The following is a 22178-nucleotide window of genomic DNA, read 5'->3' on the forward strand; positions in this document are numbered from 1 at the left end:
GAAGTCATCCTCATTAACAGGTTTTTATAACGATTATGTTTAAAAAATTGTATTTCAGTCTTAGTTTGCTAATGCTTGTCTGCCTGTCGTCCTTGGCTAATGCTGAAGAGATTTCTGCTCGTCAGGTTGTCGAGGAGTTTCAAAATCAGTTGCTGAGCGTAATGAAAGCCGGCAAAGAGCTTGGCTTTCAAGGGCGCTACGACAAACTGGATGTGGCGGTAAAAAAGAGCCATGATTTGCCTAAAATCGCCAGAATCGTGGTGGGCAAGCAATGGGAAGAGTTGACAACGGAGCAGCAGAATAAACTGGAAAGCGTATTCAGCAAGCTTAGTGTGTCGGCATATGCTCATAACTTTAAAGACTATTCGGGCGAATCGTTTACCTTTGCTTCTGAAGAGGAGACCGGTAGGGGGGGTGTGGTGATTCATACCAACTTGCATATTCCCGGTGAAAAGGATGTCAAGTTCGATTATATGATGAAGAAAAAAGACGATGGCTGGCAAATTATCAATATAATAGCCGATGGCGTCAGTGATTTGGCATTGAAAAGATCGGATTACACTAGTGTATTAAGCCGTGATGGCTTTGATGCCTTGATCGTTAAAATCACTGAGAAAATTGAAAGTTACGCAAAGCAATAAGTTTGTTAGGAATCGTCAGTAATGTATAGCCCTCGTTATCAAGGCAGCAGCCAAGCATCCCTGTTTTGGGTGGTGTTATTTTCAAGCGCATTATCGGTAACCGGGTGTGCTACCACGGATAAGCATCCGGTCGATGCTAACAGAGCGTCTAAAGCTAAGTCAGACGCAGCGGATCCTTACGAGGGTTTCAATCGCTCCATGTACGGTTTTAACATGGGCTTGGATAAGCATTTGCTGAAGCCCATCGCTAATGGGTATAAGACTGTAACGCCCAATTTCATGCAAACTGGAGTCAGCAATTTTTTTACCAATCTTAAAGGTATCAATGTTGTTTTGAACGATGTTCTGCAAGGTAAGTTTGAACAAGGGGCTTCCGATACTGGGCGGTTCCTGACCAATTCCACGGTGGGTCTGCTCGGCTTGTTTGATGTGGCCAGCGATCTAGGCTTGCAAAATAATGTTGAGGATTTTGGGCAAACGCTCGCGGTCTGGGGGGTCGATCAGGGCCCTTATTTGGTGCTGCCGGTTTTGGGGCCGACTACGGTGCGTGATGGCGCGGCAATTGTGGTGGATAAAGCCGCCAATCCAGGAACTTACGTGCCGGGTACCGGCATTGTAGAAGGGATTAACGATAGGGCGAATGCCGAAGGCGCGTTGAATTTTATCGACGAAGCAGCGTTGGATCCTTATGTGTTTACCCGTGAGTCATTTTTGCAATATCGCAAGAACTTGATTAATGACGGCAAGAGTAATTCGACTGACTATGATCTCGGTATAGATGCGGATGTTGATGTTGGCGAAATTTCTTCAGCAAAGCCTAAAGAAACTAGTGCGACGCAAAAACCAAAAGCCGATACAGCCAAAAAACTACCCGGTCACGTGCAAAATGGCATTGAGGTAGTTCCTGGCAACGTAAAGCCCAGTGGTGCGGCGTTCGATAGCATGTCCAAATCGTTCGATAATGCTGCTTTGGAATTTGAAAAAGCCTCGGACAAAATGGACCAAATGAGTAAAAAAAAAAGACCGCTTAATCGCCGTTAAATTTGTTTGAAGAGACGCAGGGAGGCGTCTCTGTAGTATTTCTCAGTAATGTAGCAAGGCATGCACTTCGTAGTTACCCAGTTTTTCCCGCCCTTGTAAGAAGTCCAGTTCCACCACAAAAGCACAGGCTACCACGGTAGCACCCAGCTTTTCGATCAGTTCGCAACTAGCCTTGGCGGTGCCGCCAGTGGCCAATAGATCGTCGATCAACAACACCTTGTCGTTACTGTCCACTGCATCGATATGCACTTCCAGTTCAGCCGAGCCGTATTCCAGGTCGTAAGAAACGCTTTGTACGTCATAAGGTAGTTTGCCGGGTTTGCGGAGTGGGATAAACGGAATACCCAGTTCCCAGGCCACCAGCGAACCGAAAATAAAGCCGCGTGCTTCCATACCGGCCACTGCGGTGATGTCGCGGCCTAAGAAAGGATGTAGCAGTTGATGGACCGCTAGACGTAATGTGGCGGGGTCTTTGACCAGCGGTGTTATATCTTTGAAGATAATGCCGGGTTTTGGAAAATCCGGAATATCCCGAATCTTGTTTCTCAATCTCTCCATTTCTAACCTCCAGATTTACGCACAAACCGCCTGAATCTTAGCCAAGATACCCTTAGTATCCAGGCCGCATAATGCCAGCAACTCCTCGCGACTACCTTGCTCCACAAACCGATCCGGCAGGCCGATGTTCAACACCGGCATCAGAATGTTTTGCGCCTGCAAGAACTCGTTCACCGCACTACCGGCACCGCCGGCAATCACATTCTCTTCGACCGTGACGATCACGTCGTGACTTTTCGCTAACTCCAAAATCAAGGCTTCATCCAGCGGTTTCACAAAGCGCATATTCACCACCGTCGCCCCCAGTTGCTTACCGGCTTCCACCGACGGTGTCACCATACTGCCCCAGGCCAGGATCGCAATTCGGCTGCCTTGATGGCGGATTTCGCCTTTGCCGATGGGGAGTTCGGTCAAGGCCTTATCGACCGTGGCCCCCGGACCCTTGCCGCGCGGATAGCGCACCGAGGCCGGACCATGGTGTTTGAAACCGGTGGTCAGCATTTGCCGACACTCGTTCTCGTCGGCCGGCGCCATGACTAACATGTTCGGAATACAGCGCATATAACTGTAATCAAACGCCCCAGCATGGGTTGGACCGTCCGGTCCCACCAAACCCGCTCTATCCAGCGCAAACAACACGTCCAGATTCTGCAAGGCCACATCGTGGATTAACTGATCGTAAGCGCGTTGCAAAAAGGTCGAATAAATCGCCACCACCGGCTTGGCCCCCTGACAGGCCTGCCCGGCGGCCAAGGTTACCGCATGCTGCTCGGCAATCGCCACGTCGAAATAGCGCTTCGGATACTGCTGGGAAAACGCCACCAAGCCCGACCCTTCGCGCATCGCCGGCGTAATCCCCAACAGCCGCTCATCCTGCTTGGCCATATCGCACAACCAAGTCCCGAACACTTCCGTATAGGTCGGGTGCGGTGACGGCGCGGCTTTCGGTAAATAGTCCTTGGTCGGATCGAAGGCCGGCACGCCGTGATAGGCCAAAGGATCTTTCTCCGCCGGTGCATAGCCTTTGCCCTTCTTGGTGACCACATGCAAAAACACCGGCCCGGACAAATCCTTCAACTTCTCTAAAGTCGAAACCAGCATCTCTACATCGTGACCGTCGATCGGCCCGAAATAATTAAAGCCCAACTCCTCGAACAGCGTGCCCGGCACAATCATGCCCTTCACATGCTCTTCTGTCTTACGGGCCAGTTCCCACACCGACGGCATACTAGCCAAGGCCTTCTTACTTTCTTCCCGCACCGAGGAATAAAACTTGCTCGACAACACCTTGGTCAGATAATTATTCATCGCGCCTACTGGGGGCGAAATCGACATATCGTTATCGTTCAGAATCACCAACAAATTCGCGTTCACATCGCCGGCATGATTCATCGCTTCATAAGCCATACCGCCGGTAATCGAACCGTCGCCGATAATGGCGACCATCTTCTTGTCTTCCCCGCGTAACTGCGAGGCAATCGCCATGCCCAGCGCCGCGCTGATCGACGTTGACGAATGACCGACCCCAAACGCATCGTACTCGCTCTCCGTCCGGCACGGAAACGCCGAGACCCCACCCAAAGTGCGAATCGTCGGCATCCGCTCTTTCCGCCCCGTCAAAATCTTATGCGGATAAGCCTGATGTCCCACATCCCACACCAACTGATCCGAAGGCGTATCGAACACATAATGCAGCGCCACCGTCAGTTCCACCGTGCCCAGGCCAGCCGAGAAATGGCCGCCGGAGATACTGACGGTATGGGTCAGATAGCGACGCAACTCATCGGCCAGCGGCTCCAGTTGTTCAGGCTTCAGGGCCCGAACGTCGGCGGGGGTCTGGATGGTATTGAGGAGCGGGAAATCAGAGGCTGTCATGGGTTAAAAAATTCCTTTATATGTTTGCGCCACAATATTCCGCGCCAGCCCAGTAGACGCAAGCCGAAAACCGGAAGGATTGTGGCGCAAGAAGTATAAATCGTGCAGTTCGCTACGCTTAGTGCGTACGTTCGATGATATACAGCGACAAATCGCGTAACAAATCCGCTTCGCTGCCAAAGCCGGCTAGGCTGGCGACGGCTTGTTCATGCAGCTCCTGAGCTTTTTCCTTGGCGCCGGCCATTCCCAGTAGTGCCGGGTAAGTCGGTTTGTCGTTATCGACATCTTTCCCCTGAGTTTTACCCAGTGTAGCGGTATCGCTTTCTACATCCAGAATGTCGTCTTTGACTTGGAAGGACAAGCCTATGCATTTGGCGTAGTGATCCAGTTTTTTAGCGACTTCGGTATCGAGATCCGGTTTGGATAGCGAAGCCAGATTGACGCTGGCGCGAATCAACGCGCCGGTCTTGTGGATGTGCATGTTTTCCAGTTCCGGCAGAGTCAGCTTGCGGCCGACAGAACCCAAGTCGATGGCTTGGCCGCCAACCATGCCTTGCGAGCCGCTGGCGCGGGTCAATGCCGCGATCATTTTGACTCGGGCTTCCGCGCCCGCTTGAATGGCTGGGTCGTTGGCCAATATGTCAAAGGCCAGTGCTTGCAACGCATCGCCTGCCAAAATCGCAGTGGCTTCATCGTAAGCCTTATGACAAGTCGGTTTGCCGCGGCGTAAGTCGTCGTTGTCCATCGCCGGCAAATCGTCATGAATTAAAGAGTAAACATGGATAAATTCCACCGCGCAAGCCTGAGCGTCCAGCTGGTCTTCACTCAAGCCCAAGGCTTGGCCGGTGGCATAAGTCAGCAACGGGCGAGTGCGTTTGCCGCCGTCCAGTACGCTGTAACGCATGGCTTGATGCAAGGTTTGCGGCAGAATGTTCTCGCCGGGTAGCCGGGCGTCCAACGCCCGTTCGACGCGGTTCTGGCAGGCGGTAAGGTAGGCTTTTAAGTTACTCATCGGTGAATGGCTCCAAAGTTTGCTGGCCGTTTTTTTCTAATAAAATTTGGACTTTCTGCTCGGCGTCTTGCAGTGCTTGCTGGCAGGTACGAGTTAGTCTGATGCCGCGTTCGAAGGATTTTAAGGATTCTTCCAGGGAAATATCGCCGCGTTCCATCAGCTCGACCAATTTCTCCAGTTCTTCCATCGCTTCCTCAAATTGGGATGCGTTTTTACGTCTCGACATATTATAAAGTGGCTTGCGGTGCTCAAAAAATGACCAAGCATTATAGTATGAATTGCTCTGCCATTGAGTTTGGATTGCATCTGTTGTTTTCGATTTAGTGGCAGCAATTCGGTTCGTTCAGTTGTTCGCTAACACTGAGGCGTCAGCGGCTGCAGTTACAGTGACATTTTTGAGGTTGCCCAGGTTTGACTGGATTCCAAGGCTCCAGCTTCCCGAACCTACACACTCAGCGGGGGGCATCCGAAATGTCACGTTGCAATTATCCCTATCCCGTGTCCACCTGAACCGCTCTCCGCTTACGCCCTTATGCGATAGCTTTTACGCCGCTCGGTACGAACCGTTCGCAAGCCAGACCAAGTTATCTTTCGAAGTTTTACGATATTTCGTGCAAAAAACGATATGCCGTGGGCGATAGGTTGTATCGGCGGTCCTGTTTATCGATGGCGGTTTAAAAATAATTGTTTTTATTCAATGATTTATTTTGTTGTTACTTGGGCTTTTGGAAAGTGGCATTCCATTTGCTGTTACAAGTCGAAGTTCATCGATTTTTACGACAGATTGTTTAAACATCGGATCGGTGGCTTTCTTCTAAACCAAATTATCGAACCGTTCGGCCGCCGTTTAGGCGCACCGAATCAAACTTTTTGAGGATATGTCATGAAAACAACCAGCCGTTTTATCAGCGTTTTATTCGGTGCAGTCGTGGTCTCGTCAGCCAGCGGCGGCGCCGTTGAGAATGTCATAGACAATTCCGCCCCGTTGGTTTACTACGAATTCAGCGCCGGAGGAGTCACCACTTATTTCACCGATTGCAAAGGCATGGGTTCGCAGAACGAAGTGGAGCAAACCAGGGTTAGTGCGCGGGGAGAGAACCTTACAGTTAAGATACCCGGACGCTTATCGGCTAAAAATATTACCTGCAGCAAAGGTTTGACCAAGTCGATGGATCTCTGGACTTGGCGACAACAGTTTGTCAGCGGTAGGTCGGGCCGGTCGCGGGTCGATGCGACGCTGATAGCCTATGATCAGGCGATGACTCCCATCGCGGAGTGGAGCTTCAATGGCTTGTGGCCTGCAGCTATCGATTTCAACGAAACAACGCCCGGCAAAGAAACCATCGTGTTCGCCGCCGACCAAGTTCTACGTTTGCGCTGATCGAAACCGGGGCTGGCGCCAAACAGTTGGCTTGTCGTCAAAAATCGGTGGCGGCGCCCTGGAAAACGCCGTGGGTCCGGCTTTTCCAGCGCTTAGGTAATTTCAGATGGCGCTTGCGGAAGTTGGGGCATGGTGAGCCCGGGATGAAGACCGGCTTTCCGGAGCCTCTCTGGCGCACGTTGCTGACATATAATGGTCAGCTGACACTCTGTTATCACCTATTACGAGACATCATGACCCAAGAATATAACGCGGCCGCTATAGAAGTACTGAGCGGCCTGGACCCGGTGCGCAAGCGCCCCGGTATGTATACCGATACCACCCGCCCCAACCATTTGGTGCAGGAAGTGGTGGACAACAGCGTGGACGAAGCCTTGGCCGGCCATGCCGACACCATCAATGTGGTGCTGTATAAAGACGGCTCGGTGCGGGTCGATGATAACGGCCGGGGCATGCCGGTGGACATACATCCCGAGCAGGGCATTCCCGGCGTGGAAGTGATCCTGACCCAACTGCATGCCGGCGGTAAATTCTCCAACAAAAACTATCAATTTTCCGGAGGTCTGCACGGTGTTGGTGTGTCGGTAGTGAACGCCTTATCGGAAAAACTGCTGGTGGAGATCAAGCGTGGCGGCGGCGTCTATCAAATGGCGTTTGCCGACGGCGACAAGGTTGGCGAATTACAGCAAAGCGGTACCGTGGGTAAGAACAACACCGGTACTAGCGTGCATTTTTGGCCGGACGGTAAATATTTCGACTCCAATCGGGTATCGGTCAGCAAACTCAAACATGTGCTGCGTGCCAAAGCGGTATTGTGTCCGGGCTTGAAAATTACTTTAAATTCCGAACTCAGCGACGAGCAATTCGAATGGTGCTATCAGAACGGCTTGCAGGAATACCTGTTGGATAGGGTCGGCGATGCCGAGATTTTTCCGCAACCGCCGTTCATGGCCAACATGGCGGCCAGCAACGAAGCGGTGGAGTGGGGCATCGTCTGGACGCCGGACAGTTTGCCGGAAACCATCGCTGAAAGTTATGTGAATCTGGTACCGACTGCTCAAGGCGGTACTCATGTCAACGGCTTGCGCGCCGGCTTGACCGAAGCGATGCGCGAATTTCTGGATTTTCGCAATCTATTGCCGCGCGGCGTGAAGATTGCTCCCGAAGATGTCTGGGAAAGCTGCCATTTTGTATTGTCGGTAAAACTGGAAGATCCTCAATTTTCCGGGCAAACCAAGGAAAGGCTGAGTTCGCGCGAATGCGTGACCTTTGTATCCGGCGTCGCCAAGGATACGTTCAGCCTGTGGCTGAACCAGCATCCGCAGGAAGGCGAAAAGATCGCCGAAATCATCCTGGCTAGTGCCCAGAAACGCCTTAGGGCCGGTAAGAAAATCGTCCGTAAGAAAATCACCAGCGGCCCGGCTTTGCCCGGCAAGTTGGCGGATTGTTCCGGTCAGGATCTGAGCCGGACAGAGCTGTTCCTGGTCGAGGGCGATTCGGCCGGTGGCTCGGCCAAGCAGGCGCGGGACCGTGAATTCCAGGCCATCATGCCCTTAAGAGGGAAAATTCTGAATACCTGGGAAGTCGATTCCGGCGAAGTGATGGCCTCTCAGGAGGTACACGACATCGCGGTGGCGCTGGGTATAGAGCCGGACAGCAACGACCTGCAAAACTTGCGCTACGGCAAGATCTGCATCCTGGCCGACGCCGACTCCGACGGCAATCATATTGCCACCTTGATTTGCGCTTTGTTTTACCAGCATTTCAATGCCTTGGTCAGGGCGGGGCATGTGTTCGTCGCCATGCCGCCGCTGTATCGTATCGATGTCGGCAAGAAGGTATTTTACGCGCTGGACGAATCGGAACGACTGGGCGTATTGGCGCGCATCGAAGCCGAAAAGCTCACCGGCAAGATCAACATCCAGCGCTTTAAAGGTTTGGGCGAGATGAATCCCTCGCAATTGCGGGAAACCACGATGAATCCCGACACCCGCCGCCTGGTGCAGTTAACGGTAGCCGAAAACGACGATACCCGCGAACAGATGGATCTGTTATTGGCGAAGAAGCGTGCCGGCGATAGGAAAAGTTGGCTGGAAGATCGGGGTAACTTAGCGCAAATATAAGCGACACTCTGGCCGGAGTTAGAGGGCTCCGGCTGGTATCCTTAGCTTCTTAGATGTCCATCAACAGCATCGGTATGCCGTAAGTCATCACGAAATAACCAAACGCATAAATCACGCTGACGCTGGTTGGATAGCTGAAGAAAGCGCGAAAGATATAGCTGACGATGGAGATATACCAGACAACCAAAAACACCGCGATGCCTATGCCAATTTCTTCGCGGTAGATATGGTGTTGCAATACCAGCCAATAGTCGAGCGCCTCGGCAGCGACAGCCAAGGTCATGATGAAATTCTCGCAGACGAAAATCGAGGTATACAATTGGTTGAAGCAGCCCCATTTTTTTTCCATCAGCAATAAGATCGCCACCGAGCCGAAGGCCATGGTGGTGCGACCTAAAACTTCCAAGGTGCCGTCCGCCGGATCGGAGATTAAGCCTTCAACGATCATCCCGGAAATCAGATAGAACGCCACGTTTTTCCACATAAACGAGTTGGGCGGGACTAACTCGGATGGGTTGTTCAGAAACCAGCAAGAGGATAGATACTTCAGCAGTAGATTCATAATCGACACTTATATTCGATAAAAGCAGGTTTTATCGAATTGAAAAAACCGTCCATTATAGACGGGCGGCAGATTAACGGGGTTTTTGACTTCGTTTTAGGTGCGTATTTGGAGTATATGGTGCCGCCGTTTAAGGCGATGCAGCCTGCGGTTTTACCGATTCGTTTGTATAATAGCCCTTCATTTCTCCGCGTGTGGCCAGCAAGTGCCAACGCTCATGCCCAATCAAACTCCGGAACCTTCATGATCGAACTAGGCAAATTCAACACTTTAACTGTCGTCAGCCAACGTGATAATCAGTATGGTCTGGATGGTGGGGAGCTTGGCGAGATTGGCTTGGAGGACAAAGATGCCGCGGATAATCTAAAGGTTGGCGATACCGTAAATGCCTTTGTCTACATTGACGGCAAGAATCAAACCATCGCTACCTTGCAAACACCGCTTGCGCAAGTCGATCAGGTGGCCTGGTTGAAATGCGTGTCTCTCAGTCATGCCGGCGCGTTTTTGGCTTGGGGCTTGCCCAAGGATTTGTTGCTGCCGTTTAGCGAACAAAAGGGGAAAGTCGTCGAAGGCCGTTCTTATCTGGTGCGTCTGTTTTTAGACGAAAACAACCGTATCGCCGCCACGATGATGCTGGATGACTTCATTCAGGACCAAGCGTTTTATTACAAAGAGGGCCAAGCGGTGCAACTCATCATCGCTGACGAAACCGATTTGGGCTTTAAAGCGGTGGTGGACAATCAATACTGGGGCGTGTTGTATAAAAGCGAGACTTTTCAGCCCTTGCAAAAAGGCCAAACTTTGACCGGTTTTATTAAAAAAGTCCGCCCCGACAACAAGCTGGATTTGATTCTGAGTCAGGAAAAATACGGTCAGAAAGTCGATGCCACGTCCGAGAAGATTTTGGCGATACTGGCAAAGCGCGGTGGCTATGTGGCGCTAACCGACAAAAGCGCGCCGGAGATTATTTACGACACCTTTGGCGTCAGTAAAAAGGTCTTCAAGCAGGCGATAGGCGGCTTGTATAAACAACGGCGGATCGTCATCGAAGAAACCGGTATCCGTTTGGTCGATCAAGCTTAAAGCAAATGGAGAGACGCAATAGTTTGCGTCTCTCCCGAGGATCAGCTTTAGAGACTAAGGCCGATATTGCGAGAACACGTAATCGGTTTTTTGCTCCGATGCATGGCAGGCAAAGCAAGAAGTGCCGCCGTCTTTCACCAGCCGTTCGGTTTTGCTGTTGCCGGCAAAGCCTTCAAAGCCCCAGCCGCCGGTCGCGGCAAATTTTTTCGCGTCTTTCAGCATCACGCCCACCAGCTTGCGTTCGCCTTCCTGAATGGTTTTATCCTTTTCCTGATATTGGAGTAAGTCGAACACCAGCACCGAGCCGTCTGCGTACTTACCGGTTTTCAAACCCGCTTCCGCTTGTTTATTGGCGTAGACATGATGCAGGCCTTGAAACGGATTTTCCAGGGCATGGCCGGGTTGAATCAACATGCTCTTAGCGTGCAACCAATTGCGATAGCCCTCTGGAAACGGTACGGCCTGATCGGCCGCAAACGCGGTAAAGGCAGCTGTGCCTAGCAGGCCCGCCATCAACAACGAAATGCTTTTTTTCATGATCGTATCCCCCATAAAAAGTAAATGCGCACATAATTTCGAATCGAAACCATAGGGTCTTTTTAAGCGGGTTTGCGGATTTTGTCAAACAAATAGTGATGCGCTATTAGTTTGCTTGGCGAAGGGCGGTTGGATGGTAGGCGCGGGGTTTAACGGTAATGGCGGCTAAGATGACAGCAGGGGCGGGAAAGATGGTGTGATGTTGGGCTGCAAAGGGGTTGCAGCCCAAGTGACTAGATAATTAAATCTTGCCGTCCAGGCCCATCTGAAAATACTTGTGGGTGATTTTTTCTTGGTTTTCCAGCAGCCAATCAATGTCCGGCGTGTTGGTCATGGCTTTATGAATAGCTTTGGCCATGGCCTCGCGGTGGATGTTGAACAAAATTTGATGATCCAGATTGTCGTCTTTGATCACGCTGGGATTCAGCCAGACCGAGCAAATAATCCCCAAGTCGTTGGCTTTTTCTTTGGGAATATCACCCGCGCGCACCGCATCCAGCACGCCATTGGCAATCGCCGCCTGCACGGTGCCCATTAAAATATTGGTATAGCGGCTGTTTTTGACGGTGACCTTGCTGACCATTAGCGTGACCGGACGCACCTGGATGTCGGTATTCAAAATTGCGAATACCCGGGTGTGGCCCTGCACTTGATCGCCGGTTAATGTGGCAATGGCGGTGCCGACCGGTCCGTCCAGTTCGCCGATGATGATTTCCGGTTCTGCCGCCGTACCGGCCGGGCCGCCCGCTACCAAGGCTTCGCCGGTGCGCATAATGATTCTTTCGCTCATGCGGGTCTCCAAATGTATGTTGAGGTTAGTAATTTTCCGGAGGGAGGGGGAGCTAGGCGTCACCGCTCAACACCATCGCCCCGTATTCTTCCGGTGTGATTATCCCGCCCAGACTTTCCGCCACGTGACTATCGCAAGCCGGCAACACATCCTGCACCGCATCGATACGCTTCCATTGCGGCAACGGCGTGTCTTGATGGGCTTGCGGGACGTATTTTGAGCGGGAAACGCGGCTCATCCGGTGGATATAACGGGGGCAATTGATAAATATTTCGCTGATCGCCACCCGCACAATCAACTCGGCGCCCGGATAGTCAGCCAGCAGCGGATCGTTGGTTTCAATGCGGGCGTCGCCATGCACCCGAATCCGGTGCGGGGTTTCGAAGTCGATGAACAGCATGCCGATTTTCGAGTTGCCGTTGATATTGCCCATCGACAAAAACATGCCGTTGCCGTCGTAACTGGGGAAGGCCAGTTCTCGTGGATTAACCACTTTCACCAAGCCGGGATTGCCGCCCTTGTAAGAGCAAGTCGGATAACCGCGTTGGTCGATAGTCGTCAGAAAGAAAAAATCCCGGCTCTCGATAAATGGTTGATGTTGCTCACCAATTTGCCGTTCCACTATCATTTGTTCCAGACGGTCCGCGAGCTTGACGGTGTCGTGTTGAGATTGCAATTGGCGGTGCTGCGGGCTGTAAAAGTCGCTCATGGGCGATGCTCCTTGATGGGATGGTGCGGCGATTCTAACAGGAATGCTGGTTAGTCAGGTTTTGCGGTTGCATGAAACAGAACGCCGGGTCGGATTGCTACGAGGAGCGTGCGAACGATAAAAAACGCCTTATTTTCTCAGCCAGTTGAACGCCGCGCTTAATTTGCGCTTGGCGTCGTTTTCGATGATTCGGTCGTGAGCCAGCACAATCCGCTCAACATCCAACGCCAGCAGCGCATCGACCGAGCGCGCCAATGCGGCTTTGTCTTTAACCAGTAACTTCATGGTGCGAGACATGGCCAGTTGATTGTAGACGCCGAGCAGCCTCGCTACCACGCGCGCTAATCCGATGTGCTCAGCGCCGAAGCAAAATAGCAGGTCGGTAAGAATCAAAGTACCCGTTGCGCTGTGAAACCAAGCCGTCTCGTTAATGATGGGTAGGCCTTCCACAAATACGGGGATTAATTCGGTCGTCCAGGCCGGCGTTTCCAATGGTGACAGGACCGGGTAAGCGCTAAGGTCCGGCCGCTTTTCTGCTAACCCTGGCGCGATATAGCCTTCGGCATTCGGGAACGCCTTTATGAATGGCGTAAAAAACAGGTGGTGGCTCTTGTTCGGTGCCAGCACATAACGCACTGGGCCGATTTCGGCAATTTCAGCCACCAGTTGGGCTGACGGCTCGATCGGCGAATGCACCCAAACCGAGCCGTCCCGCAGTTTGATGAAAGTGGCTCTGGTGCTTAGATTTAACGGACCGAATTGAATGGCTTGTTGCGCATACCAGATTTGGCCGGGAACGAGAGTTTTTAGGACCACTTGAGCTTGGGGGGCTGGGTAAAACTGGATATGCTAAAAGACGAAAAGTACGATGTCAAAGCCTTGAATGGACAAGAAGATTAAGTCCGCGTGGGCAGAAAAACCGTGCCCACTCTAGATCTGGCGAAGGGTTTTCTCCCGTATGTCGCGCCGAGCACCGCAGCTTTTGAACGGGCCAGCCCGAAGGGGCGATGCAGGGATGCATCGAGTTGCATGCAGGGGCTGGGAAGCCCCTTGAGGCAACTCCGTTCAAAAGCGAGGAGCGCAGGAATCAAGCGGCATCCGGCTCGCCTTTTCTTTGGATACTTTCTTTTGGCGACGCACAAATTCGCCAGGAGCGAATTTGAACAGCCGACTGGCTGGCCCGCAGGGCGAAAACCACGGATGGTTTTCGTAGCGAAAGTATCTCGGCTGTCGGTCCGAGAACCGACATTAAAAACTCGTCGCGATAGCGACACAAAACCCAAATTCCGCGTGGGCACAAAAAGCCGTGTGCACCCTACGAATTTGGTTTCGCGTTAGCGAAACATTATTAATTCAGGAATCAATGAAGAATGACAGGGGTGTGCATCAACTCGGTTGACGTTAACTCTACAGATAGAGTAGAAATAGACCCGTTACAAAAGCGCCCAGCGTAGGCGGCAACCTACCTGGGCTTGATCGACCCTATTACCCACTTTCGTCTGACATAGGAAAAAGAGCGATATGAAGATCATATCAGAGTTGAACAAAATTATGGCTGGTGCGATAACCATTTCTGTTTACCTAAATGGCGATATCTCAATTAAAAAAATATCTGTTAGTAACCCAGTGATCCCTGTGATTCTGCTTCTGTATCGCAGCGACATACTGGAGTTGCTTATGAAACTTTTTAATTGACTGTCCTGATCTTTATTAGGATGGGATTCTGTCATCCCATCCTAATTCTTGATCTTCACCTGATTTCTGAGTGTTGGTGAGTAGGGCTATGATTTAACATTCCCCCCATGCAACCCACATTCCTTCTTCGCCGCATCCTCCCACCACCAACGCCCGGCGCGTTCGTGCTGATTCGGCAGAACCGGCCGAGTGCAGGGCTCGCAGCCGATGCTGATATAGCCGTGTTGGTGTAGTTCGTTGAACGGCACCTGATAGGCTTCGATGTAATCCCATACTTGCGCGGAAGACCAGTTCAGCAGCGGATTGAATTTAATCAATTGTTTGCCGGGGCCGGAGAAGCCGGCGTCCAGTTGTACTTCCGGAATGTCGCCGCGAGTATCCAGGCTTTGGTCTTTGCGTTGACCGGTGATCCAGGCATCCAGTGTCGCCAGTTTGCGTTTTAAAGGTTCGACTTTGCGGATGCCGCAGCATTGCTGATGGTTGTCTTCGTAAAAGCTGAACAGGCCTTTTTCTTTGACAAAGGCATCGAGTTGCTCGCGATCCGGGCTCAAGATGTCGATGGCAATCCCGTAATGCTTACGCACTTGTTCGATAAAGCGGTAGGTTTCCGGATGCAGGCGGCCGGTGTCCAGCGAGAATACTTGAATGTCTTTTCTGATTTGCAAGGCCATGTCGATCAGCACCACGTCTTCCGCACCACTGAAGGAGATGGCAATGTTATCGAAATGGGCTAGCGCGGCTTTTAAGATGGTGCGCGGATTTTTGCCTTGCAACTCGGTTTGGGCGGTGATTAAGTCGAATTCAGTCATGGATTTAGCTCTGGGCAAAGTAACGGGATAAATACTCGTCAAAGTCCAACTTGTCGTTGGCTTCGATGTCGGCTTGTTTTTGTAACGATGCGGCAGCCATGTCTTCGAACTGCCGTTGCGTTTCATCGTCCAGCGGTTCGGCGTTGAAATAATGTTTATGCAAGGCCGAGGTGTTGCTGGCGAAGCAGCCAAACTCCTGGCCGTTTTCGCGCATGCAAGCCAGGATGCGGGCAGACGGGGTCAAGGCCGGGTTGTCCACGACCGCCAACTGGTGTTGCAAAGCCAATTGATACGGGCGATCCAAACTGCCTCTGTCCAGCACCGCGCAGATCGGTTGCATGGCATACAAGATGCTGTGCGCCCATTGCTGTAAGGTGACGGTGTCGCCGCCTCGATTTAACTGCAAACCGGGGCGCCGGCCTTGATTGGCGACTAGCAATTGGTTGCTGTTGTTAACCTGGAATTCGTCCGGGCCTTGCGGGGGGCTGTCCTGCAATAAACAATACAGTAAGAAGGCCTCGATAAAGCGGGCGGTACTCTCGTCTATGCCGATAGGATTCAGCAGATTCAAATCCAGCGAGCGCATTTCTACATACAGCACGCCGCGCCGTTTAAGGGCCAGCGTCGGTTTTTCGCCAGATTTGGCGATTTGTTTGGGGCGCATGGTGCTGTAAAACTCGTTTTCGATTTGCAGGATGTTGGCGTTCAGCTGTTGATACTCGCCGTCCACTTTCACGCCAATGGCTTCGTAGTCTGGATAAGGGGTGTTGATGGCTGCGCTCAGGCTGTCCACGTAGCCGTCCAGCGAGTTGTAATCGATCTTCAAACCCGCCTGGTTCTTACTCTTGTAACCGATGTCGCTCATGCGCAGCGAGGTCGCATAGGGGTGGAACACGGTGTGCTCGTCAAACTCCTTGAATTGCTCCATCAATTGCGGGCGGCTTTTGAAAAAAGTTTTGCAAATCGCCGGCGAGGCGCCGAACAGATACAAAATCAACCAGCCTTGGCGGTGGAAGTTACGGATCAAACCGAAATAAGCGTTGGAGATAAAGTCTTCCAGGCCTACCGTGCAGCCGCTTTGCTGGTACAGCGCCGGCCACAACGCTTCCGGCACCGAATAATTGAAATGGATGCCGGCGATGGCTTGCATGGTGCGGCCGTAACGGTGCCACAAACCTTTACGGTAAACGTGCTTCATCTTGCCAATGTTGGACGTGCCATATTCGGCGATGGGTATGCTCAAGTCGCCGTCGATACCGCAGGGCATGCTGGTGGCCAGCAGCATTTCCTCGCCTAGATGCGGATAGACAAACTGGTGGAGCTGGTGCATGTAATCAAGGGTTTGGCGGATGTCGGCAAACGGCGGGGTGATAAATTCCAGTAGCGCTTCCGAATAATCGGTGGTGATGTAAGGGTGGGTCAATGCCGAACCCAGCGCCGTGGGGTGAGGCGTTTGCGCTATCTCGCCATGCTCGGTGATGCGCAGGCTTTCTTTCTCGATGCCTTTCAGGCCTTGCTTTAACAGGTATTGTTGATCGTTATCGATCAGATATTTAAGACGGTCGGGTAAACGGCAGTAAGTAATGAGCATAGAAAATTAGGCGCCTTCCGCGGCTTGGTTAAGCGCGGCATTATATAGGGTGGATTTTGAATTGTTGAAATCGGCGTGCTGTAAAGTGAATCAAGGAGATTGGGGATGTGCGTGACTATTTCAAGGCGTAGAAGGCCGTAGCGGATTTCGCATGGATCGGGCGGTTGCGGATGATGGCCTGATCTATGGTCTAATACCTCGACAACTTTTTTGCCGGTTTAGATTTAGCAAGTAATGATTTATGACCAATAACCCCGCCCTGCAAACCCTGCGTAGCGTGTTCGGCTACGACAGTTTTCGCGGCCAGCAGCAACAGATTATCGAACAATTGATCGGCGGCCGGGATGTGTTGGTATTGATGCCGACCGGCGGCGGCAAGTCCTTGTGCTATCAGATTCCGGCCCTGGTGATGGACGGCGTCGGCATCGTCATTTCGCCGCTGATTGCGCTGATGCAAGATCAGGTCAGCGCCTTGCATCAAGTGGGCGTGCGAGCGGCCTATTTAAATTCGACGCTGGCGCTGGAGCAGGTGCGCGAGATCGAACAGAAGTTGCAGAACGGCGAGTTGGATTTGCTGTACATTGCCCCTGAGCGCTTATCCAACGCCAGAACCCAGGCCTTGTTCGCCCGCTGCAAGATCGCTTTGTTTGCCATCGACGAGGCGCATTGCGTATCGCAATGGGGCCACGATTTTCGCGCCGATTATTTGTTGTTGTCGGTGTTGCACGAACAGTTTCCGCAAGTACCGCGCATCGCTTTAACCGCCACAGCGGACGAGCGTACCCGCCAGGAAATCATTACCCGGCTGGCGCTGGAACAGGCTCAGGTGTTCGTCAGCGGTTTCGACCGGCCGAATATTCGCTATCGGATCATTCAAAAAGACAATGCCCGTCAGCAATTATTGACCTTTATCCGCAGCGAACACCCCGGCGACACCGGCATCGTTTATTGCTTGTCGCGTAAAAAAGTCGAGGAAACCGCCGAGTGGCTGAACGGTAAGGGCTTGAAAGCCCTGCCGTATCATGCCGGCATGGAGCATAGAGAGCGGCAGAAGAATCAACATCAGTTTTTGATGGAAGACGGTTTGATCATCGTCGCCACCATTGCTTTTGGCATGGGCATAGACAAGCCTAACGTGCGCTTCGTGGCGCATCTGGACTTGCCGAAAAGCGTGGAAGCCTATTATCAAGAGACGGGCCGGGCCGGCCGCGACGGCCTGCCGGCCAACGCCTGGATGGCTTACGGCTTGCAGGACGTATTGACGCTAAGGCAAATGCTCGGTTCATCCAATGCCGACGAGGCGCACAAGCGGATTGAATTGCACAAACTGGATGCGATGCTGGCCTTGTGCGAAATGGTCAGTTGCCGGCGGCAGGCGCTGCTTGGCTACTTTGGTGACGTTCTGGAGCAGGGCTGCGGCAATTGCGATACTTGCCTGGAGCCGGTGGAAACCTGGGATGGCAGCGTTGCCGCGCAGCAAGCCTTGTCGTGCATCTATCGCACCGGCCAGCGTTTTGGCGTGACCTATTTGATTGATGTGTTGCTGGGCAAAAGCGACGACCGGATGCGCCAGTTCGGCCATGACAAGCAGTCCACCTTCGGGATCGGTAAAGCGCTGGACGAAAAACAATGGCGCTCGGTGTTTCGGCAATTGGTCGCCAAGTCTTTGGTGGAAATCGATTTCGAAGGTCACGGTAGTTTGAAATTGACCGACGCCTGCCGGCCGGTGTTGCGGGGTGAGCAAACTTTGATGTTGCGCAAGGATGCGCAGATCGCCAAGACCCGCCGCGAAAAACCCGAAAAACGCCAACCGGGTGGCGCGGCGGACAGCGCCTTGTGGAATGCTTTGCGAGCCAAACGCAAAGAATTGGCCGACGAGCAGGACGTGCCGCCCTATGTGATTTTTCACGATGCGACTTTGATGGCGATGGTCGATGCCCGGCCGCGCGATCATCAGCAACTGAGCATGTTGTCCGGCATCGGCCAGCGCAAGCTGGAGCTATACGGCGATGAGTTTTTGGCGGTGTTAGCCCAATTCGACGACGAGCCGCCGGTGTCAGCCACCGACACGGTTGCGGAAAGTCTGGATTTATTCAGATTGGGCTATAGCGTCGAGCAAGTGGCGAAACAGCGTGGCCTGAGCGAGGACACGATTTACAATCACATGGCCAAAAGTCTGGAACTGGGGCTGGTGGCGCTGGGCGATGTGTTGAGCTTGTCGCCGGCGGAAGTCAGTGAAATCGAAGCGGTGTTGTTAAGCTTGCCGGAAGAACAACGCAATGCCTTGAAGCCGGTCTACGAGCAACTGGGCGGCGCTTACAGTTACGGCGTGTTGCGTTGTGTCAGAGCGGCTTTACAGCAGCAGCTTGGTTGAGTTTGTCGTGCGTGAAGCGGTAATCAGTCTTAAGGCAATGATCCAGCCACTTTTGCAGGAAATAGTTTAAGCGCCATTTGTAGTTTCTGATTTCCACTAGACTGCCGGGATCTTGGTAAACCTTATCGACTGTCGGCCGGTCAATGTCGCGCAGCACTTCCGCCAATTGCGCATCCAGATAAATCCGAATTTTCACCGCCGGCACGATGTGCTCTGACAGTTGTTGGTCGAAGCAATGGCTAAGTTCTATCGTCAAGGTGTAGGGGTTACGCTCCAGCACTCGCAGATACAGCGCCGGTTTGTTTTGAGTCAGGCCGACGGCGGTTTTATCAAAAGAGCGCAGATTCGGAATCAGCCTGAACAACTTCTGATAATTGGATTCGCAGATCTTTTCCAGGCAGAGTGCGGTGTTGACCGGTTGCACCAAGCTCATGCTTAGTCTTCCCGATAGCAAGCATTGGCGCTGGCGGTTTCCCACAACACCACTTGATCGACATTAAAGCCTTGTTGTTTGACGTGCTGGTAAATCATCTTACTCAGTACTTCGGCGGTGGGATGTTCGTCGATTGCCAAAAACTGTTCGTGGTTGGCGACCAGGGCCGGGATGATAGGGTCGTCTTTATGCAGTAAAAAGTTGTGATCCAGCACTTTATTGATAAAGCCATCCACGCAGTCTTTCACGTCGGAAAAATCGCAGACCATGCCTTGGTCGTTTAGGCTGTTTTGTTTGATGGAGATGCTGGCTTTGACGCTGTGGCCGTGCAAGTTGCGGCACTTGCCCGGATGGTTCATCAGGCGGTGGCCGTAGCAAAAATAAACTTCTTTGGTGATGATATACATAGCGTGCTACGTCCTTGTCAGGAGCGGGTGTTGTCCTTAATTGCCTTTAATGCTTTTGATTGATGCGGCTATTTCAAAGCTGCCGTCGCCTTGTTTGACGCTACGCACCACTTCGATGAAGGCCGTCATCGGTGGGGTGATTTGGGTTTTCGGCATGATGCTGACTTCCATGGCTAAACCGACATCGAACGGCCGGTTGGCAATAAACGATACGCCGGCGCCGCTCAGCGTTGTGCATTTACCGGTACTGACCTCGCTGGAATCGGCCAGCTTATAGGTAATGTCACAGTCCACATCCATACGGATGTAATCGCGTTTTTCATCATGATTCAGCATTGGCTTCCCCCGATTCGGATTGGCAGTGGTTGGGTAAAAAATCAGTCGCAGGGAGTTTACTATAAAAATCCGTGGCTCTGGTTAGGAAATAGTGGCTCATATCGCCCGAATCAGCGGATTTTTTGGGCGGGCTGTGACGCAGTTGGCATCCAGGCAATTGCCAGGTTCGGCGGTTTTATTGCCTGACTATCCCAGGCTATTTGTGTAAAATTCCGCCACTTTTTCATTACAGACAGCGCAGGCAGCAGCATGAGTAAATCCATTGTCCTTACCGGTATCACCACCACCGGCACGCCGCATCTTGGCAATTACGCCGGGGCGATCCGGCCGGCGATCAATGCCAGCAAAGACGAGCAGGTCAGACCGTTTTATTTTCTGGCCGACTACCATGCGCTGATCAAATGCAACGAGCCTGCCAGGGTCAAGCAATCCAGCCTGGAAATCGCCGCGACCTGGCTGGCGCTGGGATTGGATACCTCCAACGCGGTGTTTTACCGCCAGTCCGATGTGCCGGAAATTCTGGAACTGACCTGGATGCTGACTTGCGTGACCGCCAAGGGCTTGATGAATCGCGCCCATGCTTATAAAGCCGCCGTCGCCGAAAACGAAGAAACCGAAGGCAACGATCCGGACAAAGGCATCACGATGGGCTTGTTCAGTTACCCCATCCTGATGGCCGCCGATATTTTGATGTTCAACGCCAACAAGGTGCCGGTGGGCAAGGATCAAATCCAGCATATCGAAATGGCCCGCGACATCGCCAGCCGCTTTAACCATATTTACGGTGAACATTTTGTCTTGCCGGAAGCGGTGCTGGACGACAACGCCGCTACCTTGCTAGGCCTGGATGGCCGCAAGATGAGCAAAAGCTACAACAACACCATCCCGTTGTTCGAGCCGGAAAAGAAACTGCGGAAACTGATCAACAAGATCAAAACCAACTCGCTGGAACCGGGCGAACCCAAGGATACGGAAGGTTGCACCTTGTTTGGTATCTATCAGGCCTTTGCCAATCACCACGAAGTCGAAGCGATCCGCCAACGCTACGCCGAAGGCATAGGCTGGGGCGAGATGAAGCAGGTGTTGTTCGAGAAAATCAACGATGAAATCGCCCCGGCTCGCGAGCGTTACGAAGCCTTAATGGAAGCGCCGGAGCATATCGAGCAGCAATTGCAGGAAGGCGCCGAGAAAGCCCGTGCCATCACCCGGCCGTTTATCAATACCTTGCGGGAAGCGGTGGGGATTTCCAGATTGGCGATATAACCGCGCTAAGCCTTTAGAGACGCAAAAACCTTGCGTCTCTAGTTCACTCCCAATGTGGTTTGTCTATAGCCATATTGACTAATACTTGCTCAAGGATGATCGTGTCCCATGTCCATCATCGCTATCTACGTTATCAAGCTGCTGTTGTTGCCGCCAACCTCTTTGGCGATGCTGGCGCTGGTTGGCTTGCTTTTGCGCAAGCGTAAATGGGGAAAGAACATGGCGATAGTCTGTCTGGCACTGTTGTGGTTATTGAGTTTGCCGATTGTGGTTAAGCACTGGGCCATGCTCTGGGAAAGGGTTCCGCCTCTTTCTACCGAAGCCGTGCAGCAATTTAAACCGCAGGTCTTGGTGGTGATAGGAGGCGGCATCGAAACGTCAGCGCCGGAATATCCTGGGCAGGTTACTTTACATGTCAGAACCTTGCTGCGTGTGCGCTATGCTGCCAAGTTGGCCGGGGAGCTGGGTTTGCCGATTTTGGCTTCCGGGGGCGGTATGCTGGAGCCGGATGAAATTCCCGAAGCGGATTTGATGGCGCAAACCTTGGAGAGCGAGTTTAAAACTCCAGTGGCCTGGCGGGAGCCGCGCAGCAGCAATACTGCCGAAAATGCCCGTTTCAGTCGCGAGCTGTTGAATGAGTTAGGTATTAATAAGATTGTCCTGGTCACCCAGGCCTACCACATGCCGCGAGCTGCTTTGGAGTTTCGTAAAGCCGGTTTTGAGGTCTTGCCGGCGCCAACGGCCTTTATCGGTCACGCAGGCAAATCCCGCTGGCTGGATTGGTTGCCGTCTCCAACAGCTTGGTCCAACAGCTTCCTGCTGGCCCACGAAATGGTCGGCATGTGGTGGTATCGAATGCGTTACTGATATAACGCTGCTCCACCTGGCCCGTTCATCAACGGCGCGGCCGCCGGGCAATTGGCTATAATGGCAGGCCGCTTTCTTACTTGACGCCATC

At 52.5% G+C, this 22178-nt stretch carries 22 protein-coding genes; 8 read left to right on the top strand and 14 right to left on the bottom strand.

Features of this window, described 5'->3' with window-relative positions; all coding sequences use genetic code 11:
• Window positions 1–35 precede the first annotated feature (35 nt).
• Together ACMXD4_RS04885 and ACMXD4_RS04890 are read left to right on the top strand one after the other, a co-directional pair.
• The gene (locus tag ACMXD4_RS04885) at window positions 36–641 is read left to right on the top strand and encodes an ABC transporter substrate-binding protein (RefSeq protein ID WP_101053361.1); all 606 of its coding nucleotides are present in this window, start codon (window positions 36–38) and stop codon (window positions 639–641) included.
• Between the two features lie 21 nt (window positions 642–662).
• Entirely contained in the window at window positions 663–1682 is a 1020-nt protein-coding gene (locus ACMXD4_RS04890; RefSeq protein ID WP_415880017.1) for a VacJ family lipoprotein, read from the top strand.
• Between the two features lie 42 nt (window positions 1683–1724).
• Here the strand turns inward: ACMXD4_RS04890 and ACMXD4_RS04895 are convergent, their stop codons facing one another.
• The 4 genes from ACMXD4_RS04895 to ACMXD4_RS04910 form a co-directional block, all read right to left on the bottom strand.
• On the bottom strand, window positions 1725–2240 hold the full coding sequence (locus ACMXD4_RS04895; protein ID WP_101053357.1) for an adenine phosphoribosyltransferase: 516 nt from the start codon (window positions 2238–2240) through the stop codon (window positions 1725–1727).
• A gap of 15 nt (window positions 2241–2255) precedes the next feature.
• A complete protein-coding gene (gene dxs, locus ACMXD4_RS04900) occupies window positions 2256–4115 on the bottom strand; it encodes a 1-deoxy-D-xylulose-5-phosphate synthase (RefSeq protein WP_415880018.1) in 1860 nt (619 codons plus the stop codon).
• A 118-nt stretch (window positions 4116–4233) separates the two neighbouring features.
• Window positions 4234–5127 carry a (2E,6E)-farnesyl diphosphate synthase gene (ispA, locus tag ACMXD4_RS04905; RefSeq protein ID WP_415880019.1) on the bottom strand — a complete coding sequence of 298 codons (894 nt, stop codon included), beginning with the start codon at window positions 5125–5127 and terminating at the stop codon, window positions 4234–4236.
• Window positions 5120–5353, bottom strand: coding sequence for an exodeoxyribonuclease VII small subunit (locus ACMXD4_RS04910; protein WP_033157106.1), 234 nt, complete (start codon window positions 5351–5353; stop codon window positions 5120–5122). Before ACMXD4_RS04910 ends, ispA begins: the two co-directional genes overlap by 8 nt.
• A gap of 657 nt (window positions 5354–6010) precedes the next feature.
• Here ACMXD4_RS04910 and ACMXD4_RS04915 point away from each other — a divergent pair.
• A complete protein-coding gene (locus ACMXD4_RS04915; RefSeq protein WP_415880020.1) occupies window positions 6011–6508 on the top strand; it encodes a phage tail protein in 498 nt (165 codons plus the stop codon).
• A 233-nt stretch (window positions 6509–6741) separates the two neighbouring features.
• Window positions 6742–8631 (top strand): DNA topoisomerase IV subunit B, encoded by a 1890-nt coding sequence (gene parE, locus ACMXD4_RS04920; RefSeq protein ID WP_415880021.1) that lies wholly within the window; start codon window positions 6742–6744, stop codon window positions 8629–8631.
• 49 nt (window positions 8632–8680) lie between these two features.
• Here the strand turns inward: parE and ACMXD4_RS04925 are convergent, their stop codons facing one another.
• Window positions 8681–9193 (bottom strand): hypothetical protein, encoded by a 513-nt coding sequence (locus tag ACMXD4_RS04925; protein ID WP_415880022.1) that lies wholly within the window; start codon window positions 9191–9193, stop codon window positions 8681–8683.
• A 243-nt stretch (window positions 9194–9436) separates the two neighbouring features.
• Here ACMXD4_RS04925 and ACMXD4_RS04930 point away from each other — a divergent pair, with 243 nt between their 5' ends.
• Entirely contained in the window at window positions 9437–10276 is an 840-nt protein-coding gene (locus ACMXD4_RS04930) for a S1 RNA-binding domain-containing protein (RefSeq protein ID WP_415880023.1), read from the top strand.
• Between the two features lie 54 nt (window positions 10277–10330).
• Here ACMXD4_RS04930 and ACMXD4_RS04935 read toward each other — a convergent pair whose 3' ends face one another.
• From ACMXD4_RS04935 to gshA, 6 genes are all read right to left on the bottom strand, one after another.
• Window positions 10331–10813 carry a cytochrome P460 family protein gene (locus tag ACMXD4_RS04935; RefSeq protein WP_415880024.1) on the bottom strand — a complete coding sequence of 161 codons (483 nt, stop codon included), beginning with the start codon at window positions 10811–10813 and terminating at the stop codon, window positions 10331–10333.
• A gap of 241 nt (window positions 10814–11054) precedes the next feature.
• Complete coding sequence (gene fae / locus ACMXD4_RS04940) at window positions 11055–11603, bottom strand: formaldehyde-activating enzyme (RefSeq protein ID WP_020484951.1); 549 nt, start codon at window positions 11601–11603, stop codon at window positions 11055–11057.
• Between the two features lie 52 nt (window positions 11604–11655).
• Window positions 11656–12312 carry a pyridoxamine 5'-phosphate oxidase family protein gene (locus ACMXD4_RS04945; RefSeq protein WP_415880025.1) on the bottom strand — a complete coding sequence of 219 codons (657 nt, stop codon included), beginning with the start codon at window positions 12310–12312 and terminating at the stop codon, window positions 11656–11658.
• 129 nt (window positions 12313–12441) lie between these two features.
• On the bottom strand, window positions 12442–13128 hold the full coding sequence (locus tag ACMXD4_RS04950; protein WP_415880026.1) for a DUF4336 domain-containing protein: 687 nt from the start codon (window positions 13126–13128) through the stop codon (window positions 12442–12444).
• Between the two features lie 965 nt (window positions 13129–14093).
• The gene (locus ACMXD4_RS04955; RefSeq protein WP_415880027.1) at window positions 14094–14816 is read right to left on the bottom strand and encodes a phosphoadenylyl-sulfate reductase; all 723 of its coding nucleotides are present in this window, start codon (window positions 14814–14816) and stop codon (window positions 14094–14096) included.
• Window positions 14817–14820: 4 nt separating this feature from the next.
• Window positions 14821–16407: a glutamate--cysteine ligase gene (gshA, locus tag ACMXD4_RS04960; protein ID WP_171696398.1), complete on the bottom strand. Its 1587-nt coding sequence runs from the start codon at window positions 16405–16407 to the stop codon at window positions 14821–14823.
• A gap of 241 nt (window positions 16408–16648) precedes the next feature.
• Between gshA and recQ the strand changes: the two genes are divergently transcribed.
• Window positions 16649–18781, top strand: coding sequence for a DNA helicase RecQ (gene recQ / locus ACMXD4_RS04965; protein WP_171696397.1), 2133 nt, complete (start codon window positions 16649–16651; stop codon window positions 18779–18781).
• On the opposite strand, the gene ACMXD4_RS04970 is transcribed toward recQ, so the two are convergent.
• The 3 genes from ACMXD4_RS04970 to ACMXD4_RS04980 are packed head-to-tail and all read right to left on the bottom strand — an operon-like array spanning window position 18750 to window position 19957.
• Complete coding sequence (locus ACMXD4_RS04970) at window positions 18750–19214, bottom strand: DUF1249 domain-containing protein (RefSeq protein ID WP_171696396.1); 465 nt, start codon at window positions 19212–19214, stop codon at window positions 18750–18752. The genes recQ and ACMXD4_RS04970 overlap by 32 nt on opposite strands.
• Window positions 19215–19216: 2 nt before the next feature.
• Window positions 19217–19621, bottom strand: a complete 405-nt coding sequence (locus tag ACMXD4_RS04975) for a 6-pyruvoyl trahydropterin synthase family protein (protein WP_033157091.1) — start codon at window positions 19619–19621, stop codon at window positions 19217–19219.
• Between the two features lie 36 nt (window positions 19622–19657).
• Entirely contained in the window at window positions 19658–19957 is a 300-nt protein-coding gene (locus ACMXD4_RS04980) for a PilZ domain-containing protein (protein WP_033157090.1), read from the bottom strand.
• 249 nt (window positions 19958–20206) lie between these two features.
• Here ACMXD4_RS04980 and ACMXD4_RS04985 point away from each other — a divergent pair, with 249 nt between their 5' ends.
• A complete protein-coding gene (locus ACMXD4_RS04985) occupies window positions 20207–21220 on the top strand; it encodes a tryptophan--tRNA ligase (protein ID WP_033157089.1) in 1014 nt (337 codons plus the stop codon).
• 108 nt (window positions 21221–21328) lie between these two features.
• Window positions 21329–22087: a YdcF family protein gene (locus ACMXD4_RS04990; protein ID WP_033157088.1), complete on the top strand. Its 759-nt coding sequence runs from the start codon at window positions 21329–21331 to the stop codon at window positions 22085–22087.
• Window positions 22088–22178 lie beyond the last annotated feature (91 nt).

This window comes from Methylomonas sp. TEB (assembly GCF_047777895.1).
GTDB lineage: Bacteria > Pseudomonadota > Gammaproteobacteria > Methylococcales > Methylomonadaceae > Methylomonas.

What these genes read in the sequence shown, in the direction of transcription:
- ACMXD4_RS04885 (WP_101053361.1), top strand. Translation starts at nt 36, where the DNA reads ATGTTTAAAAAATTGTATTTCAGTCTTAGTTTGCTAATGCTTGTCTGC.
- ACMXD4_RS04990 (WP_033157088.1), top strand. Translation starts at nt 21,329, where the DNA reads ATGTCCATCATCGCTATCTACGTTATCAAGCTGCTGTTGTTGCCGCCA.
- recQ (WP_171696397.1), top strand. Translation starts at nt 16,649, where the DNA reads ATGACCAATAACCCCGCCCTGCAAACCCTGCGTAGCGTGTTCGGCTAC.
- parE (WP_415880021.1), top strand. Translation starts at nt 6,742, where the DNA reads ATGACCCAAGAATATAACGCGGCCGCTATAGAAGTACTGAGCGGCCTG.
- ACMXD4_RS04925 (WP_415880022.1), bottom strand. Translation starts at nt 9,193, where the DNA reads ATGAATCTACTGCTGAAGTATCTATCCTCTTGCTGGTTTCTGAACAAC.
- ACMXD4_RS04985 (WP_033157089.1), top strand. Translation starts at nt 20,207, where the DNA reads ATGAGTAAATCCATTGTCCTTACCGGTATCACCACCACCGGCACGCCG.
- ACMXD4_RS04945 (WP_415880025.1), bottom strand. Translation starts at nt 12,312, where the DNA reads ATGAGCGACTTTTACAGCCCGCAGCACCGCCAATTGCAATCTCAACAC.
- ACMXD4_RS04935 (WP_415880024.1), bottom strand. Translation starts at nt 10,813, where the DNA reads ATGAAAAAAAGCATTTCGTTGTTGATGGCGGGCCTGCTAGGCACAGCT.
- gshA (WP_171696398.1), bottom strand. Translation starts at nt 16,407, where the DNA reads ATGCTCATTACTTACTGCCGTTTACCCGACCGTCTTAAATATCTGATC.
- fae (WP_020484951.1), bottom strand. Translation starts at nt 11,603, where the DNA reads ATGAGCGAAAGAATCATTATGCGCACCGGCGAAGCCTTGGTAGCGGGC.
- ACMXD4_RS04890 (WP_415880017.1), top strand. Translation starts at nt 663, where the DNA reads ATGTATAGCCCTCGTTATCAAGGCAGCAGCCAAGCATCCCTGTTTTGG.
- ispA (WP_415880019.1), bottom strand. Translation starts at nt 5,127, where the DNA reads ATGAGTAACTTAAAAGCCTACCTTACCGCCTGCCAGAACCGCGTCGAA.
- ACMXD4_RS04910 (WP_033157106.1), bottom strand. Translation starts at nt 5,353, where the DNA reads ATGTCGAGACGTAAAAACGCATCCCAATTTGAGGAAGCGATGGAAGAA.
- ACMXD4_RS04980 (WP_033157090.1), bottom strand. Translation starts at nt 19,957, where the DNA reads ATGCTGAATCATGATGAAAAACGCGATTACATCCGTATGGATGTGGAC.
- ACMXD4_RS04975 (WP_033157091.1), bottom strand. Translation starts at nt 19,621, where the DNA reads ATGTATATCATCACCAAAGAAGTTTATTTTTGCTACGGCCACCGCCTG.
- ACMXD4_RS04895 (WP_101053357.1), bottom strand. Translation starts at nt 2,240, where the DNA reads ATGGAGAGATTGAGAAACAAGATTCGGGATATTCCGGATTTTCCAAAA.
- ACMXD4_RS04930 (WP_415880023.1), top strand. Translation starts at nt 9,437, where the DNA reads ATGATCGAACTAGGCAAATTCAACACTTTAACTGTCGTCAGCCAACGT.
- dxs (WP_415880018.1), bottom strand. Translation starts at nt 4,115, where the DNA reads ATGACAGCCTCTGATTTCCCGCTCCTCAATACCATCCAGACCCCCGCC.
- ACMXD4_RS04955 (WP_415880027.1), bottom strand. Translation starts at nt 14,816, where the DNA reads ATGACTGAATTCGACTTAATCACCGCCCAAACCGAGTTGCAAGGCAAA.
- ACMXD4_RS04970 (WP_171696396.1), bottom strand. Translation starts at nt 19,214, where the DNA reads ATGAGCTTGGTGCAACCGGTCAACACCGCACTCTGCCTGGAAAAGATC.
- ACMXD4_RS04915 (WP_415880020.1), top strand. Translation starts at nt 6,011, where the DNA reads ATGAAAACAACCAGCCGTTTTATCAGCGTTTTATTCGGTGCAGTCGTG.